At 65.1% G+C, this 17,435-nt stretch carries 17 protein-coding genes and 1 tRNA gene; 6 read left to right on the plus strand and 12 right to left on the minus strand.

The features are described 5' to 3' along the window. Positions 1-48: 48 nt before the first annotated feature. From JZ791_RS00450 to JZ791_RS00470, 5 genes are all read right to left on the minus strand, one after another. Positions 49-1,512: a peptidoglycan D,D-transpeptidase FtsI family protein gene (locus JZ791_RS00450; protein ID WP_216892054.1), complete on the minus strand. Its 1,464-nt coding sequence runs from the start codon at positions 1,510-1,512 to the stop codon at positions 49-51. Next, positions 1,509-3,026: an FtsW/RodA/SpoVE family cell cycle protein gene (locus tag JZ791_RS00455; RefSeq protein ID WP_216892055.1), complete on the minus strand. Its 1,518-nt coding sequence runs from the start codon at positions 3,024-3,026 to the stop codon at positions 1,509-1,511. The genes JZ791_RS00450 and JZ791_RS00455 overlap by 4 nt, the downstream gene beginning before the upstream one ends. Next, positions 3,026-4,522 (minus strand): PP2C family protein-serine/threonine phosphatase, encoded by a 1,497-nt coding sequence (locus JZ791_RS00460; protein ID WP_216892056.1) that lies wholly within the window; start codon positions 4,520-4,522, stop codon positions 3,026-3,028. Before JZ791_RS00460 ends, JZ791_RS00455 begins: the two co-directional genes overlap by 1 nt. Continuing rightward, positions 4,519-4,986, minus strand: a complete 468-nt coding sequence (locus JZ791_RS00465) for an FHA domain-containing protein FhaB/FipA (protein WP_216892057.1) — start codon at positions 4,984-4,986, stop codon at positions 4,519-4,521. The genes JZ791_RS00460 and JZ791_RS00465 overlap by 4 nt, the downstream gene beginning before the upstream one ends. Before the next feature lie 191 nt (positions 4,987-5,177). Beyond that, positions 5,178-6,599, minus strand: coding sequence for an FHA domain-containing protein (locus JZ791_RS00470; protein WP_216892181.1), 1,422 nt, complete (start codon positions 6,597-6,599; stop codon positions 5,178-5,180). Positions 6,600-6,827: 228 nt separating this feature from the next. Between JZ791_RS00470 and JZ791_RS00475 the strand changes: the two genes are divergently transcribed. After that, a tRNA-Leu gene (locus tag JZ791_RS00475) sits at positions 6,828-6,910 on the plus strand. Positions 6,911-7,104: 194 nt separating this feature from the next. Here JZ791_RS00475 and JZ791_RS00480 read toward each other — a convergent pair. Beyond that, on the minus strand, positions 7,105-8,946 hold the full coding sequence (locus JZ791_RS00480; RefSeq protein ID WP_216892058.1) for a hypothetical protein: 1,842 nt from the start codon (positions 8,944-8,946) through the stop codon (positions 7,105-7,107). Continuing rightward, the gene (locus JZ791_RS00485) at positions 8,943-9,491 is read right to left on the minus strand and encodes a site-specific integrase (RefSeq protein WP_216892059.1); all 549 of its coding nucleotides are present in this window, start codon (positions 9,489-9,491) and stop codon (positions 8,943-8,945) included. The genes JZ791_RS00480 and JZ791_RS00485 overlap by 4 nt, the downstream gene beginning before the upstream one ends. 450 nt (positions 9,492-9,941) lie before the next feature. Here JZ791_RS00485 and JZ791_RS00490 point away from each other — a divergent pair, with 450 nt between their 5' ends. Continuing rightward, on the plus strand, positions 9,942-10,277 hold the full coding sequence (locus JZ791_RS00490) for a helix-turn-helix domain-containing protein (protein WP_216892060.1): 336 nt from the start codon (positions 9,942-9,944) through the stop codon (positions 10,275-10,277). A 173-nt stretch (positions 10,278-10,450) separates the two neighbouring features. Here the strand turns inward: JZ791_RS00490 and JZ791_RS00495 are convergent, their stop codons facing one another. Further along, positions 10,451-11,149, minus strand: a complete 699-nt coding sequence (locus JZ791_RS00495) for a hypothetical protein (RefSeq protein WP_216892061.1) — start codon at positions 11,147-11,149, stop codon at positions 10,451-10,453. Between the two features lie 518 nt (positions 11,150-11,667). Further along, the gene (locus tag JZ791_RS00500; RefSeq protein ID WP_216892062.1) at positions 11,668-12,762 is read right to left on the minus strand and encodes a hypothetical protein; all 1,095 of its coding nucleotides are present in this window, start codon (positions 12,760-12,762) and stop codon (positions 11,668-11,670) included. A 607-nt stretch (positions 12,763-13,369) separates the two neighbouring features. Here JZ791_RS00500 and JZ791_RS00505 point away from each other — a divergent pair. Continuing rightward, positions 13,370-13,789 carry a tyrosine-type recombinase/integrase gene (locus JZ791_RS00505; RefSeq protein WP_216892063.1) on the plus strand — a complete coding sequence of 140 codons (420 nt, stop codon included), beginning with the start codon at positions 13,370-13,372 and terminating at the stop codon, positions 13,787-13,789. A gap of 107 nt (positions 13,790-13,896) precedes the next feature. Here JZ791_RS00505 and JZ791_RS00510 read toward each other — a convergent pair whose 3' ends face one another. The 3 genes from JZ791_RS00510 to JZ791_RS00520 all read right to left on the minus strand — a co-directional run bounded on the left by JZ791_RS00510 (position 13,897) and on the right by JZ791_RS00520 (position 15,681). After that, positions 13,897-14,079, minus strand: a complete 183-nt coding sequence (locus JZ791_RS00510; protein ID WP_216892064.1) for a hypothetical protein — start codon at positions 14,077-14,079, stop codon at positions 13,897-13,899. Between the two features lie 433 nt (positions 14,080-14,512). Then, the gene (locus JZ791_RS00515) at positions 14,513-15,016 is read right to left on the minus strand and encodes a hypothetical protein (protein ID WP_216892065.1); all 504 of its coding nucleotides are present in this window, start codon (positions 15,014-15,016) and stop codon (positions 14,513-14,515) included. A gap of 185 nt (positions 15,017-15,201) precedes the next feature. Continuing rightward, positions 15,202-15,681, minus strand: coding sequence for a Het-E N-terminal domain-containing protein (locus JZ791_RS00520; protein WP_216892066.1), 480 nt, complete (start codon positions 15,679-15,681; stop codon positions 15,202-15,204). A 209-nt stretch (positions 15,682-15,890) separates the two neighbouring features. Here JZ791_RS00520 and JZ791_RS00525 point away from each other — a divergent pair, with 209 nt between their 5' ends. From JZ791_RS00525 to JZ791_RS00535, 3 genes are all read left to right on the plus strand, one after another. Further along, on the plus strand, positions 15,891-16,463 hold the full coding sequence (locus JZ791_RS00525) for an ADP-ribosyltransferase (RefSeq protein ID WP_216892067.1): 573 nt from the start codon (positions 15,891-15,893) through the stop codon (positions 16,461-16,463). 260 nt (positions 16,464-16,723) lie between these two features. Beyond that, positions 16,724-16,930: a hypothetical protein gene (locus JZ791_RS00530; protein WP_216892068.1), complete on the plus strand. Its 207-nt coding sequence runs from the start codon at positions 16,724-16,726 to the stop codon at positions 16,928-16,930. Positions 16,931-16,985: 55 nt separating this feature from the next. After that, positions 16,986-17,360, plus strand: a complete 375-nt coding sequence (locus JZ791_RS00535) for a hypothetical protein (protein WP_216892069.1) — start codon at positions 16,986-16,988, stop codon at positions 17,358-17,360. Positions 17,361-17,435: the final 75 nt, after the last annotated feature.

Here is a 17,435-nt window from a genome sequence, read left to right on the forward strand (position 1 = left end):
GCAGCCCCCAGACTCGCTGCTTGTTGCACAGCCTCGGTGTCATATCGTTCAGCCCCCCTGCAGACCGGCCTCGAGCACCGCACGCGCGATGGGGGACGCCACGAACCCTCCGGTGCCTCGCAGACCCATGTTTCCGCCGTTCTCCACGACGACCGCGATCGCGATCTTGGGGTTCTGCGCCGGGGCGAAGCCGATGTACCAGCAGTGCGCCGGGGTCGTACTCGGATCCGCGCCGTGCTCGGCGGTGCCGGTCTTGGAGGCTATCTGGAACGGAGTCGTGTTGCCCTGGAAGGTGTTCTTCTCCGAGTCGATCATCATATTCGTCAATGTCGAGGCCACCTGGGGACTGATCGCCTGACCCACCGACACCGGTTTGGTCTTGGACAGTTCGGTGAGATCGGGTCCCTGGGTCTGGTCGATCAGATGCGGCTCCATCCGCACTCCACCGTTGGCGACGGTCGCCGCGACCACCGCGTCGTCCAGCGGGGTGATCGCCACGTCGCGCTGGCCGATGCTGCTCTGGGCCAGGGATGCCTGGTCGGGGATGGTTCCGACGGTGCTGTCGGCCACCGGAAGCGGAATGCCCTGGTGCGTGCCGATACCGAAGGCCGCGGCGGTGTCCTTGAGTTTGGACGCGCCGACCTTCATGCCGATCTGCGCGAACGCTGTGTTGCACGACAGCGCGAAGGCCTCCTCCATCGTCGCGGTGGCGCCGGTGCCGCAGTGCTCGCCGTCGAAGTTCTCCAGCGTGGTCGACGTATCGGGCAGCGTGATCCGCGGGTCGGCGGTGAACTGGTCAGAGGTCTGGATACCCGATTCCAGCGCGGCCGCCGAGGTGATCACCTTGAAGGAGGATCCGGGCGGATAGGTCTGCGAGATGGCGCGATTCAGCAGCGGCTGCTTCGGATCCGCATTGAGCTGATCCCACGCCTTGGTGCTGGTCGTACCGTCGTGCGAGGCCAGCTGGTTCGGGTCGTAGCTGGGCGTCGAGACCATGGCCAGGATGCGGCCGGTGCTCGGCTCGATGGCCACCACCGAACCGGTGTAGCCGTTGCTGGTCAGCTGGTCGTAGGCGACCTTCTGCATGACCGGGTCGATCGTGGTGATGACATTCCCGCCGCGCGGATCGCGGCCGGAGATCATGTCGATCAGCCTGCGGCCGAACAGCTTGCTGTCCGATCCGTTGAGCACCGAATCCTCGGCGAGCTCCAATTCGCTGCGCCCGTACTGCATCGAGTAGAAACCGGTCACCGGCGCGTACGCCATGGGGTCGGTGGGATAGGTGCGCAGGTACTTGTAACGGTCGTTGGTGGCCACCGAACTGGCCAGTACCGTGCCCGACGCGGAGATCTGCCCCCGTTGGCGGGAGTACTCGTCCAGCAGCACACGGGAATTGCGCGGATCGCTTCGCAGGCTGTCGGCCTGGAACACCTGGACGTAGGTGGCGTTGAGCAGCAGCGCCACGATCATCAGGATCACCGCCATGGCGACACGGCGAAGTGGTGTGTTCATGCCGGTTCTCCGTCTGCCAGGAGGCTCGAATCGGCCCGGGCCGGGCGAATGATCTCGGTCTTCGCCGGGCGCAGCAGCTCGGTGGGTGGGTTCGTGATCGGCGCGGATTCCTTCTTGCGGGACGGTGCCGGTGCCCGGGCGGCATCGGAGATTCTGATCAGCAGCGCCAGCAGCGTGTAGTTGGCCAGCAGGGCCGAGCCGCCGTAGGACAGGAACGGTGTGGCCAGACCGGTCTGCGGGATCAGCTCGGTGACACCGCCGACGATCAGGAACACCTGAACCGCGACGCTGAACGCCAGTCCGGCGGCCAGCAGTTTGCCGAAGCTGTCCCGGACCGCCAGCGCGGTGCGCAGCCCGCGCACGACGAAGATCATGAACAGCAGCAGCACCGCCGTCAGGCCGATCAGCCCCAGCTCCTCACCGATCGTGGCGACGATGAAGTCGGTTTTGGCGAAGGGCACCATATCCGGTCGGCCGCTGCCTAATCCGGTGCCCGCGAGCCCGCCCGTGGCCAGGCCGAACAGCGATTGCGCGAGCCGGTAACCGGTGTTGGTGTAGTCCGCGAACGGATGCAGCCAGGTATGTACGGCGACGCGCATATGCCCGGATGCTTTGTAGGCCACCAGAAGTCCGAGGGCCAGCAGTGCCGCCCCGACGATCAGCCAGCCCACTCGCTCGGTCGCTATGTACAGCAAGGCCAGCACGGTGGCGAAGATCAGCAGGCAGACGCCCAGGTCTCGCTCGAACACCAGAACGCCGACGCAGACGACCCAGACCAGCAGCAGCGGGCCGAGATCGCGGATGCGCGGCAGTTCGATCCCGAACGCGTGCCGTCCGGCGGCGGTGAACAGGTCGCGCTTGGACACCAGCAGCGCCGCGGCGAACACCACCAGGAGCACCTTGGCGAATTCGCCAGGCTGCACGGAGAATCCGGGCAGCCGTAACCAGATCTTGGCGCCGCCGGTCTCCGAATATCTTTCGGGCAGCACCGCCGGAACGATGAGCGCGGCCACGCCCAGCAGGCCCAGGGTGTAGTTGTAGCGGGCCAGGGTGCGGTAGTCGCGCAGCAGGACCAGCAGCGCGGCGAAGATCAGGATCGCACCGGCGGTCCACAGCACCTGGTGGTCGGCGTCCAGCGCCGGAATCGGCTGGGAGTTGGATACGGCGGTCTGCACGCCGGCGAGGTCGAGGCGGTGGATAAGCACGAGGCCGAGCCCATTGAGCAGCGCCGCGATGGGTAGCAGCAGCGGATCGGCGAAGGGCGCGAATCGGCGCACGGCCAGGTGGGCGACCACGAACAGGGCTAGGTAGGCCAGGCCGAGTTTGGCCAGCTCCCAGGAGATTTTCTGATCCTGGCTGGCCTCTACCAGCACGAGCGCCACCGTGGTGATCACGACTGCCACGCCGAGCAGCAGCAATTCGACGTTGCGGCGGGTGGAGGGCGGCGGCGCGGGAGCGAACCCACCCGGCGGACTGGGGAAAGCCCCTGCGGACGGCGGTGCCGGAGCGGACATCAGTCCGCCTTCCTGCAGTTCTCCCCCGGAGTCTGCGGGACCGTCGGTGCGGCCGTCGTCGGGGCGGGCCCGGCCGAGGGCGGGCCGGGACGAGCGTCGCCGCTGGTCGGAACCGGCGTGCCGGATGCGCCCGGGACAGCGGGGGTGGCGCTGCCCGGAGCGGCGGGCGTGGTCGGTGCGGTAGTGGGTGCGGGTGTACCCGCCCCGCCCGGCCGCGAGGCTGGGGTGGCGGTCGTACACGCGGGCAGCAGATCCTGCTGGGCGAGTTTGTCCAATTGGCGGCGCGCGTCATCGAACGCGCCCGGCGGCAGGCCGCTGTTCACCTTGTCGCGGCCCGTCTGTTGGAGGTCGGCGACCTCGAGCTGACTGCATCCGGACGGGAATCCCTCGCCCGGATGGGCGAGGGACAGGCTCCCGTCGCGCTCGACGCACGCGACCTGGTCCACGTCGTGGATCGAATAGCCGAGCACCGATCCGGGTAATCCGCGCACGATCACCACGTTGCCGCTGTCGGCGCCGACGTAGTAATTGTTGCGAATCATGTTGTAGCCGACCACGAGTCCGACAACGATCGCGACGAGCAGCGCCAGCGACAGCACGATCCAGCGGAGTTTGTGGCTCTTGCGCGGCTCGGGCTCCGGCGTCACGGGGGCGCGGCGTGGCGGCGTGGCGCGCGGCGGCCGCATCGCCGCGGCGCGTCCGGCGGCGGTGTTCGGGGGCGGGGTGTCCTCGTCCTCGCCACCCGCGGCGCCGGCCACGATCGGATGACTCTGGCCGTAGTCCAGGTCGATGACGTCCGCGACCACGACGGTCACGTTGTCCGGGCCGCCGCTGCGCAGCGCCAGCTCGATCAACCGGTCCGCGGTCTCGTCGGTGTTGCCCTCGCGCATGGTATTCGCGATGGTCTCGTCGCTGACCACATCGGACAGGCCATCCGAGCACAGCAGATAGCGGTCGCCCGCGCGGGCCTCCCGCATGATCAGTGTGGGATCTATCTCATTACCGGTCAGCGCGCGCATGATGAGCGAGCGCTGCGGATGAGTGTGCGCCTGCTCGGCGGTGATCCGGCCCTCGTCGACCAGCGACTGGACGAAGGTGTCGTCCCGGGTGATCTGCGTCAGCACATCCTCGCGGAACAGGTAGGCACGGGAGTCGCCGATATGGGCCAGGCCAAGTTTCTTGCCCGCGAACAGGATTGCGGTGAGCGTGGTGCCCATGCCGTCCAGTTCGGGCTCTTCCTCGACCTGATCGGCGATGGCGGCATTGCCGGCGTGCACGGCGCGGTCGAGCTTGCCGAGGATGTCGTCGCCGGGCTCGTCATCGTCGAGATGTGCCAGCGCGGCGATCATCAGTTGGGACGCCACCTCACCGGCGGCGTGCCCGCCCATGCCGTCGGCGAGCGCCAGCAGGCGCGCACCGGCATAGACGGAATCCTCGTTGTTGCCTCGGACCAGACCGCGGTCGCTGCGCGCCGCGTAGCGAAGAACAAGTGTCACGATCGCAGCTCGATCACAGTCTTACCGACACGGACGGGGGACCCGAGCGGAACCCGCACCGGGGTGGTGACCTTCGCTCGATCGAGGTAGGTCCCATTGGTGGATCCTAGATCTTCGACGTACCAGTCATCGCCGCGTGGTGACAGGCGCGCATGCCTGGTCGAGGCGTAGTCGTCGGTGAGTACCAGCGTGGAATCGTCGGCGCGCCCGATGAGCACCGGTTGGGTGCCCAGGGTTATGCGTGTGCCGGCGAGTGAACCTTGAGTCACCACTAGATACTTGGCGCCCTTCTGGCCACGGCCCAGGGATGGCAGCACCGAGGAACCGCGTGCGGCCCGGGGCTGGATCCGAATGCCGGATGCCGCGTAGATGTCGCTGCGCAGGGTTCGAAGCACCGCCCATACGAACAGCCACAACAACAGCAGGAACCCCGCACGGGTCAATTGCAGGATCAGTCCCTGCACGGTGCTCCACCTCCTGTCCGACCGATGTAGGTACGCGCCTGTGCCCCCAAACCGGTATTGCTGGTCAGCTCGGACCTGCTGCGCAAGGCGAGGGTTGGCAGCATCATAGGGCCGATGACCGGTTGCGATCACGATACGGGCCAAGGATTTCCGGGCGTCGCATCGTGACGTGCATCGGCGAGCTTACGGGATCAGACGATACGGATCAGGATCTCGGAATGTCCGGCGCGGATGATGTCTCCGTCGGCCAGCTGCCAATCCTGCACCGGCGAGCCGTTGACCAGCGTTCCATTGGTCGACCCGAGGTCCGAGAGCATGGCGACCTGGCCATCCCAGCGGACCTCGATGTGACGCCGGGACACGCCGGTGTCGGGAAGGCGGAAGTGTGCGTCCTGCCCGCGGCCGATGATGTTGCTGCCTTCTCGCAACTGGTAGGTGCGGCCGCTGCCGTCGTCCAGCTGGAGGGTCGCCGAGTAGCCCGAGCCGGCGCCCGGGGCCGGCTGTGCGGGCTGGGCGTAGCCGGCCTGCTGCCCGCCGTAGCCCTGCTGCTGCCCGGCGTAGCCCTGCTCGGCGTAGCCGCCCTGGGCGCCCTGCTCGTAGCCGCCCTGCTGGGCATAGCCCTGCTGCTGGCCGTAGCCCTGCTCGGCGTAACCGCCGGGGGCCTGGCCGTAGCCCTGCTCGTAGCCGCTGGGCGCCTGCCCGTAGGCCTGCTGCTGGCCGCCGTAGCCGCCGCCCTGCTGGGCGTAGCCCTGCTGCTGGCCGTAGGCCTGGTCGTTGTAGCCCTGCTGGCCGTAGCCGCCGCCCTGCTGCTGCTCGTATCCGCCGTGCTGTTCGTAGCCGCCCTGCTGGGCATAGCCCTGCTGCTGGCCGTAGCCGGGCTGCTGCTCGTATCCGCCCTGCTGGCCGTAGCCACCCTGCTGGTAGTCGGCGCCGTTCTGGTAGTCGGCGTAGCCGCGCTGATCGGCGTATTCGTTACCGCCCGGGGCCTGGTATCCACCGCCCGCCGGCGCCTGATGGCCACCCTGACCGTATTCGTCGTAGCCCGGTGCCGCGGGGCGGCCCGCCGGGGGCGGCGCGTACCCGCGGTTGCGTGGATCGGACTCCGCGGGCTCACGGCTGGGGTCGTAGCCTGAGTTCTGCGTCATGGGGCCAGCTCCTGGTTGCGGGTGTGCGGTTCGTTGTCGGGGTGGTCCAGGCCGACCAGGGGACCGGCCGGAAGTCGGCTGGTTCTGGTGGCCCGCGTCCGGGTCGACCCGGCCGCGTGTCCTGAACTGCCCGGTGTGCAGCGTAGGCGATGGCTCGAATTCGACGTGTACTTCGCCGTAGGTCTGCCACCCCTGATCGCGGATATAGTCCTGCAGATGCTTGGCGAACGCACGGGTGGTGAGCTCGTGGTCCGCATCGAGTTGTTGCAGGTCCGCCGCGTTGATGGTGATCGTATAGCTGTTGGGAGCCAGTAGATGGCCGCCGTCGAGTTCGCTGACTCGATCGGCAGCCTCACGCTGCAGGGCCGCCTCCACCTCCTGCGGGACGACACTACCGCCGAACACGCGCGCGAACGCGTCACCGACGGCACCCTGCAGGCGACGTTCGAAGCGGGAAACGATGCCCATCTCGGCCTCCTCGGGTGTGCGTTCATAGGTCATCTGTTCAGGATTCGCGACACGCCAATGGGCGTGTCGACAGTCGGACACGGTCATTGCATGATATCCACGATCGTCCATACCTGTAACTCCCGGTGAGTTCCCAGGGTTCCCCGTCCCGGTCAGGACGCTGTTCAGCATCGTGAACAGGCGATTTCGTTTCGGTCAACCCCCCGTGCTACTGTCTTGCAGTCGCTCGGGCGAGTGGCGGAATGGCAGACGCGCTGGCTTCAGGTGCCAGTGTCCTTCGGGACGTGGGGGTTCAAGTCCCCCTTCGCCCACCGGGGACTGTTTGTGAAACCGGTCTGACCAGGTTTGTGAAACCTGGTCGCTGGTTGAGTAAGTGGTCACAGATCGAACAGAAGGTCGATCCGCACCTGCGGATCGACCTTCTTTCGTTGCGCATCACTGATGCTTAGGCAGCCGCCACTGCCGGTGATTCAAATCACTGGTAGGCGGAAGTGTGCACGCGCTGTTAGTCCGGTCGGCAGGGGTCAGTGTGTCGAGCAGCGGGCCCAATCATGGGTGAAGTGTCGCGTGCCGGCTGGTACGTAGTGAGGCTGTCGGTGTGTCGGCGACGGTCTATCGGGGACAGCGATTGGGGTGCTGGCTTGTGCTGGCGGGCGAGGTAGGCGCGGATCTTACGGATGTTCGCGCTGACGGTCAGCAGTGCGACCGACAGCAGCTGTGCGGTGTAGCCGCGGATGCGTCGGCGGCCCGCCTCGGCGAGACTGCCGTATGCGGGGTCCTTCACGAACCCGTTGAAGCCCTCGACGGTGTTGCGCGCGGTGGCGTAGCGAGCATGCCAGGCATCGGTACCGTACTGCAGCGCCTGACCGTATTTAGCGCCGTCAGCGGGGCCGAAGGTGACCGATTCGCGGTTGGCACAGATCTTCGGTGACGGGTTCGGTGGATTCAGTACGGTCGGCAAGTCCTTGCCGCTCACAGCGTCGCGCGGTTTTACCGGGCATGACACCGTCGGTGCGGGTCCTGCGGCTGGACATCGCATCGGCCGGTAGCCGTCCTTGTCGGCGCGAGCTTTCGGAGTGAGGAGGTAGTCATGGCGTCGGCCGATCCGCTGCCGATACATGCCAATGTCGATGCGTTCGTCACGCAGATCCGTGGTGGCTTCGATCAGGCCGCGGGGCATAGCCGGGCAATACCAGTTGCCTTCGACCTGAATGGCGCCGTGGCGGGAAGTCATGACTCCGAGTTGGTCACGACGGTAGTCGAACACCAGCTCGTAACCCATCGCGCGGGCTACCAGTTGCAGCTTCTCGGGGCGCGAATTGGGAAAGTAGGCGCGGTCACCGACCATGTACCGGCCAGGCAGCCCACGATCGCGCAGTGATGCCACACAGGTGACCGCGTTCTCCGCGACGCGTTGTCCCGGCGCGTCCAAGGTCATCGAGAGCACCAGCAGTGGATAGCCCGGACGTGTACCGGGGTTGTCGGCAGCCATCACCGCATAGGTCGCCTCGTACGCCCACACGGTCTTCGGGTCCCGCCCTGCGGTGGTGTCGCGGTGATCGCCTTCGCGGGTGTACCAGCCTGCGTCGATGTCGGGGCTGCACCGGGCGTGCGGATCACGTGTGGTGCGCGAGGAGGTTCCCTTCTTGCCCCACACGGGAACCGGAGTGGCATCGACGCAGATGTCCCCGAGCCACTGCCGCCGATCCGGTTCGGGGATCAACAGGTAGGAAGCCTGGAGGAACTGGTTGGCCACCCACTGGGCGCGTTTCTGTTTCGTCACGCACGCCTCCGGGTCGCGCGCGGCGCGAATGGCTTGTACCTGCGCTAGCGGTAGCCGTCGGCCCGGGGTTCCTGGGGCGGGATCGATCACGTCGAGCAGCCGGTGAAACGCCCGCCACACAACGAAATACAACCGATCTCGAACGGCAGTGCCCGCACTCCGCCACTGCTGCGGGTCGAGTCCCAGCAATCGCAGTGACTCCGATTCCAGCCGGTAGCGCAGGATCTCGGTCATCCGCGACACCAGCAGTGGCTCGTCGTTCAGAGCCAGCATCAGCAACAGCGTCAGTACCACCCGATCCCGGCCTGGCAGCAAGGTCGGCCGACCACCGCGCCCAGGGCTTTGCCGATCATCCTCGGCTCGCCATCGCTCGATGCGTTCGACCAACCCCGACCCGTCGACGAACACGATGGTGTCGGCGACGAATTCCGACGAGAACGTCGTCCGCGCGGAGGGGCGGCTGAGGTTCCTGTCAGTCAGTCCGAAAAGTCCCTGGAGGCGCGCCGGGTCGCGGGCGTCGTCGTGACTGTCGATGTTTGGGTTCGGCTGCGGCCGAACACTCATGCTCTGCCCCTGGCGGTGCCGCGCAACGCGGCTCGTGCTCGCAGGGCATCGGTGTCGGGGATGTGGGCGAGGTAGCGGGTCAAGCCCTGCACGGTGTCGACTCCCGCCGCTTTCATCAGCACCGCGATGGGAACATCAGCGACCAGGTGCTCGACGATCCAGGTTGAGCGCATCCGGTGCGTATTCGGTCCGGGCTCGCCGCCACCACGGCTTGTGAATCCGGTGATCAGGTTCTTGCTGCGCCGCCGCCCCGGCAGAAACACGGGTGTTCCCGGTGGATGACCAGCCTCCACGACCCCGGCCAGAGGCCGTTCGTAATCGAACAAGACGGGCACCTCGCGTGGTCGCTCGCCAGCGAGTTGCACCAGCACACCCTGCTCGTCGACCACGATGTCGTCGACGACCAGTGCGGCGATGTCCGCAGCTGTACAGCCCGCGCCGAGCCCCAACGCCAACAGCACATCTGCCTGTGTTCGCGCCGCCGCGGTCGGCTGCCCGTACGCCCACGCCTTCAACGAGGCCACGTCGGCCCGCGTGTACGGCATCGACGGATCGATCCGGCCTGGTCCCGGCCGCCGAGGCGGTGCCTGAGGAGGTGAGATCTGCTGCGCACAGTGCGTCAGGAGCCGTCGCAGATTCGCCACCGACCTGGGCTTCAAATCCTGGGACCCGTGCGCCAGCGAGTCCGCGATCGTCGCCGGATGGAACACCACCGCACGGTCCAAGTTCAGTCCCGCCGTCCCCCGGCACCACCGCACATGCCGCGTGCACGCCCACAAGAGATCCCGCGTCGCTGCCGTACCCTCCGGCCCACACTCGGTTACCACCGATCGAACGAAGTCCCCGATCGCCGCCCATTCCCGTGCGGGAATAGCGGGAATGTAGTTGTCGTACAAAGGATCCAGAGCCTCACCCTCAACGTCACTGTCGTTAGTTAGCGACATTAGCGGGTTGAGGACGATGTGTCGCGCCGATCGTGTGTCTACTCTGAGGTGGTGCCGCGACCCCATCGGCTCCCACCCCGCCACTTCACCGCAGGCTGGCCGACGACTCCGGCCACATCTCCGGTCGCTGAAGCCGTTCGTCTTCTGGTTGCGAACCTTCGCGCCGCGATCGACCAGGCCAGTGCCCGCGACCTCGCGGCCCGCACCGGCGTCCACCACTCGGTCATCGCCCGGATCCTCGCCGGCACCACCTGGCCCGACGCGGAAACCATCGCTCGCCTCGAAACCGGCCTCGGTGTCGCCCTGTGGCCCACTCTCGCCAGCGACGGCACCACCTACCGGGCGAAACGCCCAGCTCAACCCCGGAAATCTCCCAGCCGACAATAAGCCTGTCACGGGTACCTCGAATCCCCCGTACTTCACACGGGCCCGCGAGCCTGCCCCGACAGCAGCAGACGAGCGGGTACCGTGAAGCACAGGTCGTCTCCAGTGGTGACGATCTGGTCCAAGGCCCCGCCCGTGCCCTTCCAAAAGCTGCGGGCGGGGCTTTATCTATGCGCCTATATCACCCGCCTCCGCTCGGTCGATGAACTGTCACCGGCGGAGTCCAGCAATTCACCGTCTGCTGTTGCGTGCGACGGAACCGTCGTGGATTCGGGACGCCGTGACATCAGCTGGCGCACGCGAGCCGAGGAAACATCCTGATTCGCAACAGGTTTCGGACCTGCTGATGAGATCGGGTCATAACGCCACAGACCAGGCCCGACACGGGAGATCCCCGAGTCTGCTTTAGCGGCCAGCCTGCTCAATGCGAGATTGATCGAGTGCCCCGGCCGTAGCGGCTTGTGCCAGCCGTGCTCGACCAGCCAATCGACCATCTCCCGCGCAACCTGCACCTCGCCTGGACGATCGTGCATGAACGACAGCACCAGGTTGGTGACAGTACCTGCCGGTGACCGTGAACCCGGACCACGGTCACCGGATTCGGTCTCCATCGGGGCCTCGGCGGACGAACGGTCACGACCAGTGGACGCTCCTGTCTCCTTGCTCAGCTCGGCGTCCCGTAGCTTCGCCGCAGCAACGGGATCCGAGTCAGCATCCAGCTCGAGTAGCTCGGCACACATCACACGTATCGTCAGGCACGGCTTCCTTTGATAGTGCATGCGCCGCATCGCTTTATAGAACGCGACGACATCGCCGAGCGCCTCGACGGCCTGCTGCTCTCGCTCGGCGACCAACGCCTCTGCCTCGTTACCCACAGTGCCGCCTCCTTCGGTCATGCTCGTTCGCTACCAGTCACATGATGGGATCACATCGGATGCCCGAAGCAGCAGCGACGCGCCAATGAGCCATCAACTCGGTAGGTGCATATGGCCACTGGGTATCGCAGTGATGCCTACGGCGCTGTTGAGCGCTGGTAGCACTGGCAGCACACCGAAGCGGGGCCTGTGATGACTGCCCGACGCGTGGGTGCCGGGTGGTCATGCGAACAGGTCTGGATCCGGTCCCGGCAGCGAGGACCCGGTGGGGTAGCCGACTGGCCGAAAATTGGGCTGATATCGCGTAATTGGCTGGCGCGGAACCCCGCACGACCCGGCTCCGGTGATCGGTTGCGCCACAACATGTTTGCTCCGCGCTCATCAGCGGAGTCGTGTCGTGTCGGGGTCGCGGTTAGGCCAGCGACCTGCGCTGCTTTCTTTGGTCCGGACGTGATCGTCTACAGTGTGCCGAAAATCGCGCTCACGAACATCAGGCCGACGACGGATCGCATCGCGATTCACGACTTAAGCAGGCCGATCAGACGATTCCGAGTAGCCTGCCAATCTGCCATGTCCTCGGGGAACAGTTCGACGAGGTGCAGGCTGTTCTCGCGAGCGACCTCACGTTTTTTCGCCACCTTGGCGTCATAATCCGCGTTGCCAGCCAAGCCGAAGTATTCGATGTAAATATCGCCGATCTTGAAGTCAGCGCGCAATTTCGACCCGCCGGGGTACATCGGCTCTCGGCTGTGCTCGATGCCTTCGCTGTGCAAGAAGTCGCAAATGACCTTCTCTGGGATCGAATGGCAGACATGCCCGTCCTTGGCGATGCTCCGAATTCCCCTTGACATCTTCTGAGTACCCTCTGGCAGGATTCCGGACTTGATCAGTACCGCGAGCCAGGACCCGAATGTTTCGCGGACGCGCTCAATCGAAGGGTAATTTTTCCGAAGCCGCATGATCTTGACCTGCATATCGACATCAAGCGTCGAAAAGTTTTCCGGGATGGCGATATGGAGTGTAGGTACGGTGCCAGTGACTTCGGCTAAGTCTCTGGCATATTGGAGGATTGCACGCTTCCCCATGCTCCCGTTGGGCGGGCCACCCAAGCACTCTAGACAGAAATGCGATCTATGCAGATCAAAGTCGAACACGAGTTTGCCGCACAGCGCGCACGGAACTCGTTCGGGTCGCTTAATGAAGCCGAGTTGAACTGCCCTGCCTATGGCTGCGGCTTCGACGTGAGTGTGGTAATGCCTGAAATCGAATATATCGTCCACGTCGATGATATATCCGGATAAATCCTCGACTTCCCACCAGACGTATGTCGGACCTGGGTGCCCGTTGTATATGGGCTCTAATTCTTTTCGCCAAACCCTGTCTGGCGCCCAGTTGCGGCCGACTGATTCCTGGTAGCGGTTGAGCGTCCATGATGCGAATTCGTCGGGGAACGCTGCCCTCCATACGGGAAGTTTGCTAAGGGCATCGCGATTGCGTGGCCAGCCTTCGTCAACTGCGGTGCGCAGGATAGTGTCGAGTTGGGTGTTCCACCAGTTGCCGACGCTTACAAACGCTTCATCGTGAGCTGTTTCGTTGATTTCTCGGTCGCGCATTCGTTCCCTTGGACATGCTCAGAACTTGCCGGGTGATTCGTTTATGATAGACCAGCCAATCTCATCAAGCCTTCGTTTCACTAGTTCGGCAATCTGCTAAAGGATACGCCCCCCATCCGGTTCCGGCGGCGATTCGCATCCGCGTGCGGCACGTGCGTTACGTCTCCGACCGGGCGCAAGGGGTTCCGGTAGATCTGACATTCTCGATCTGAAAATTTGGATCGAGTCACTCAGACCTAATGTTCGGATCTGCAGCTTGATCAAACTGGCGCTGGCATTGAGCTGTCCGGATACGATGGTTCAAGAGATACCCTCGGCTGTAGTAGGTTTCCGCAGGCCGGGATCTGTGAGGATTGTCGTGTACGCGCCAACGTCAACCTGTCGGGGGTTCGCAATATGCTCCGCGCCAGCGGCCGTGCCCGACTTCTACATCCGCTCTGGGCTCGACGAACCGCGGGCAGCTCGACTGGATCTGCCGTGGACCGCCCCCGAAGGCGCTGAGCGAGGCCGCGTAGCTGCGCTGGATCCGCGAGGTGCAGCGGCGGCCGATCCGCGATCATGTCCTCGCGTACCTCGGCCGGTACGCGGGCCTGCGCGTCGGCGACGGGTGGCGCTGAACATCGGCGACGTCGGGTTGTCCTCACGCAAGCGCCTGATCACGGTCCGGCGCGCGAAAGGCGGGAAGTGGCGCGAGATCCCGGGCCACCCGCTGCTGCGCGAGAGCCTGACCCGGTGGGTCTACGACGAACGCCCCGACTTGCCCGGCACTGCGGACACCGACGCCCTGCTGCTCAACGCCCGCGGGCAACGACTCTTATCCCGCGGTGCAACGAAGATCCTGGACGGCATCGCCGAAACCGCCTGTGTCTCCGCGGAATACCACGTCGATCGGCACGGATTCGCCGCCGATCTGATCCGTGACAGAAAAGTCGATCTCGTTCTGGTCGCCGAGCTACTCGGCCATGCCCGCCTCGAGGACCCCGCCGGTACAGCGTGCCGAGCGCGGACGAGGAGGCCGCTGCGGTAGCGCTACTCGCGGTAGATCGGTAACCAATTCCCCTCCGAGAAGGCCAGCGCGATGGCTGGCCTTCTCGTCAAGGCGAGGGACCTGGCGACCGTCAGATCCCCTGTCCGTTAGGATGCGACAGCCTTTTCGTCCTCCAGCCGCTCGATGGTGGAGAGCTTGTCGGTGGGAATGGCGAACACCTTGTTGCCGTACGAGTCGTGGAAGATCACGAGCGAATCGACCTCGGTGAAGTCGGTTGCTGTCACCTTCTGCTCGGTGTTGTAACCCTCGTTGATCCGGAATACTGCCATGTTGATCTCATTTCTCGTGTCGGGTGCCGACGATGTGCCCAAGGGTGGGCAGACCGCTGGACCGCAAACGGAGAATGGACCGCAGGTCAGTGTGATTCGTCCGGGAACAACGCCCCGATCCGAACCACCTGTCGTAGCATCAGGCTGTCCTACCAAGACGAACCCGAGGCCCCTGGAGTCCACGCTCCGGACGGGCCTCGGCGTTTTCCTGTCGGTGGCGAGAGGTTCGCTCCACCGACGTTTTAATCGTAGCCGCGTGGTCCGACAGCCGCATTCACCTCGAAGCCTTGCGTCACAAGGCCATCCGAAGACCGGATGCCCAAAGTTCACCCTCGCTCGCGGATAGCCGACCGGGGGCGGCAAGCTTGAGGGTTCCGGACTCGCGCGAAAAAACGGCAATGGCTTGACCAGTACTTCGGGGAGGTACATCGACCTACTCCGCAGGTCGTGGTGACCGGCCGTATCGTCGGACCCACCTGGTGCCGTCCTCGTCCTCGAAGCGGAGATCCGCGTGGACGTCAACGGCCCCGGGGGCGTGAAACACGACAGTGGCCTTGTCGTCGTGGGGCATCACCGTGGGGAAGTTGTCGATCATGAACGCCTGGATGATATTGCGCGTGAGGGGTGCCACGATCGGAGTAAGCCTGCTCTCCAACACGTTCTGGACGCCGGGCGCTCCGAACGGGCTCCGGTACACTCGTCCGCGCGATCCGAGCAAGGCTGCCATCATGGCCTGCCGCGACTGCATCTCACTGGTGAGCACCTGGTCGCCAGCACGCATGTGCTGACGCATGACTTCCTCGATGATGTCGGAGAAATCCACCTTCCCTTTAGCGGGCACGCATGGCCTGCCGGTGCGGTTCCCGCCGCTGTCCACGGCAAACACGTCCACCTCGAGGGCGGTGATCAGACCATCACTGCCGTTGTTGACTTGCACAGCCCACAGGTCCTTCCCGAGAGGAACCGTGGTTACGGAGGAGGTGACGGCGCGGACCCTGGCGGAATCGCCTGTTGCGGAGGACGCGCCGCTGATGATGACATCGCGGCCAGCTGAGAACTGACTGGCGGTTACGCTGGCGGCCGAGGTGGAGGTGGAGCCGAAAGGCGCGGCGACCGCTCCGTCTACCGCCGCGCCGGAGAAGGGTGGGGCGGCTCCTGGGTGCCCGCCCGGACGCCTGAGACCCTGAACGACCCATCCGCGGTGACGTCAGTGGCGATCACGCCGCTGCCGCCTCGTACCGCGATGTCGGCGATTTCGATGTCGCCGCCCGCTGCCACATGGGTGAGCTGGACGCCGACCGTCGTGGCGGCTTGTGGTGCGTACTCGGCGATTTGACGCAGCAGCTCTTGGGCTGCTTCGCGCAGCTCGTCGTCGGCACCGGCACCGGCCTTGTCGAGCTGTTTTGCCAATAGCTGACGGCGCAGCGGCTCGTCCGGTTCGGATTCCACCGCAGCCAGGTCGATGGCCGCCTTGCTGTAATGGTTGACGATCCGGGCTTTCAGCGCCGCGTACGCATCGGTCACAGCGCTCTTGGCGGTCTCCGTCATTCCAGCGGCTGCGCCGGTTGCCACCGCGTTCGCGACCATGTTCACCAGATCCATGTCTATCCCTACCCACCTTCCACTCCGAAACGGCCGTCTCGATCGGCGGCCTGAGTGCACAAACTAGCCGAGCCCACCGACATATCGCGCCGATGCCGGATCGTCCAGGGCCGGGCGGGAATTCGGCCATGCGTGCTGGCCGGTGACGGGCTGAGTGGTCAGTCGGTTCGCTGCTGGGGGTGGTTGGGCGGTGCGACAGAATCGAGGGTGTGACCGGTGAGGACTATGGCTTCGATGAGGTTCCTGTGGCTGAGGTGGCGCTCGTTGGCCAGGGTCTCGGTCTGCTCACTCTCAGTGAACGCGACGCCATCCAGGCGTATGCGTTCAACGGGTTCGAGCAGGTTAATCAGGCCCTGTGGGGCGTGATCCCGATGACGCCCGCCCTTGCGCGACGCATCGATACGATCAGATCGGGCCTGCGGAAGTACCCGGTGCCGATGATGGTTCGCGTGACTCGTGAAGCTGAGGCTCGGACCTTCGGCATCGTCGACGAGGAGTCGGCGCGTGCGCTGGTCTACCGGGAGTTCACGCATCGAGGCTTCCTGTCGGCCAGCGGTTCTGCTGTGCCACCCCGATCAACACGGCACACCGACCCGGTAATCCTGGACCTGCTCGTCCCCGCCGGCACTCCCGCTCTTCGTCTGGGCGAGCTCGCCGAGATTCCCGATGAGCGTGAGGTGCTGCTCATCGACGCGCGCAGCTACTTCGTCGTTGGTGTCGCCAGGGACCCGGCGCGTAGCATGTGGCGTATCCAGGCAATCGTGGCGGAAGGCGAGCAATGAGTGCGTTGACTCAGGAAACGTTACGCGCCGTCGAGGTGGAGCTGTCGCCTGAGCAGGTCGAGGAACGCCGCCGCAAGGCTGAGAAGATCCTCGGCCGCAAGCTTCCCCAGCGACCCGCCCCAGTGGCGGCTCGCAAGCCAGGCCAGTAGCGACCCGCATGTGCGAGGCCTGAGCTATTCCAGCAGCCGATAGGCGGCAACCGCCACATTGATGGGCTGCCACCTGTAACAGGAGGCGGCGCTTAGAGGTATTGATCGTGCATGATCGATCTTCCTCGTGCCGCCTACATTTCGTACAGCCCCGAGACCGGGTTCGATCGGGGTGTCGAACTGGCTGCGGCCTATCTGGAGCATGCCGGAGCCGCAGCTACCGCTGTCGTAATCGTCCCAGAAGTTCGCATTGTCGGCTATTCCGAGCCGTTGAAGCGGTTCGCGGCGCGCCGCACCATCCTTCCTCAGTCCACGTAACGAGAACAGGGCCAGAATCGGCTACGGCCATCCAGCGCTGGTATATGCCCCGGCCTTGAAAGAACTCACGCTCGCCACCAAGTACACCCAGGAGCACCCGATCGCGATCGTGGAGGACCTCTCGTTCTCTTGCCGTCGGTGGGCCGACGAGATCGGCGCGATCAACCTGGTGGACGCCACCATCCACAGCATCCAGCGGCCGAGTCACACCAGAAGATCCTGGAACGGATCGACTTCGCTGGCAACAACGGCTGGCATGACGCGCCCGGCAAACGAGACCTGCGCCGCTACCTCGGTGAGCTTGCCGATCTCGGCGCTCGACAAGGACGAGATCATTGCCTACCAGCTCGTTCACGGCCGATACAAGTTCTTCGACTCCCTCACCCACCTCAGCCAGGAAGTCGACCGGCTCATCTCCACCGAGCACTGAACGCGATCGATCCGTGGGCAATGGTGGCCCGATGCATGGGCAAGCGCCCTTCTTGAGGGCAACCGCTCTCCAGGT

It is taken from the genome of Nocardia alni, assembly GCF_019038435.1.
Classification (GTDB): Bacteria; Actinomycetota; Actinomycetes; order Mycobacteriales; family Mycobacteriaceae; genus Nocardia; species Nocardia alni.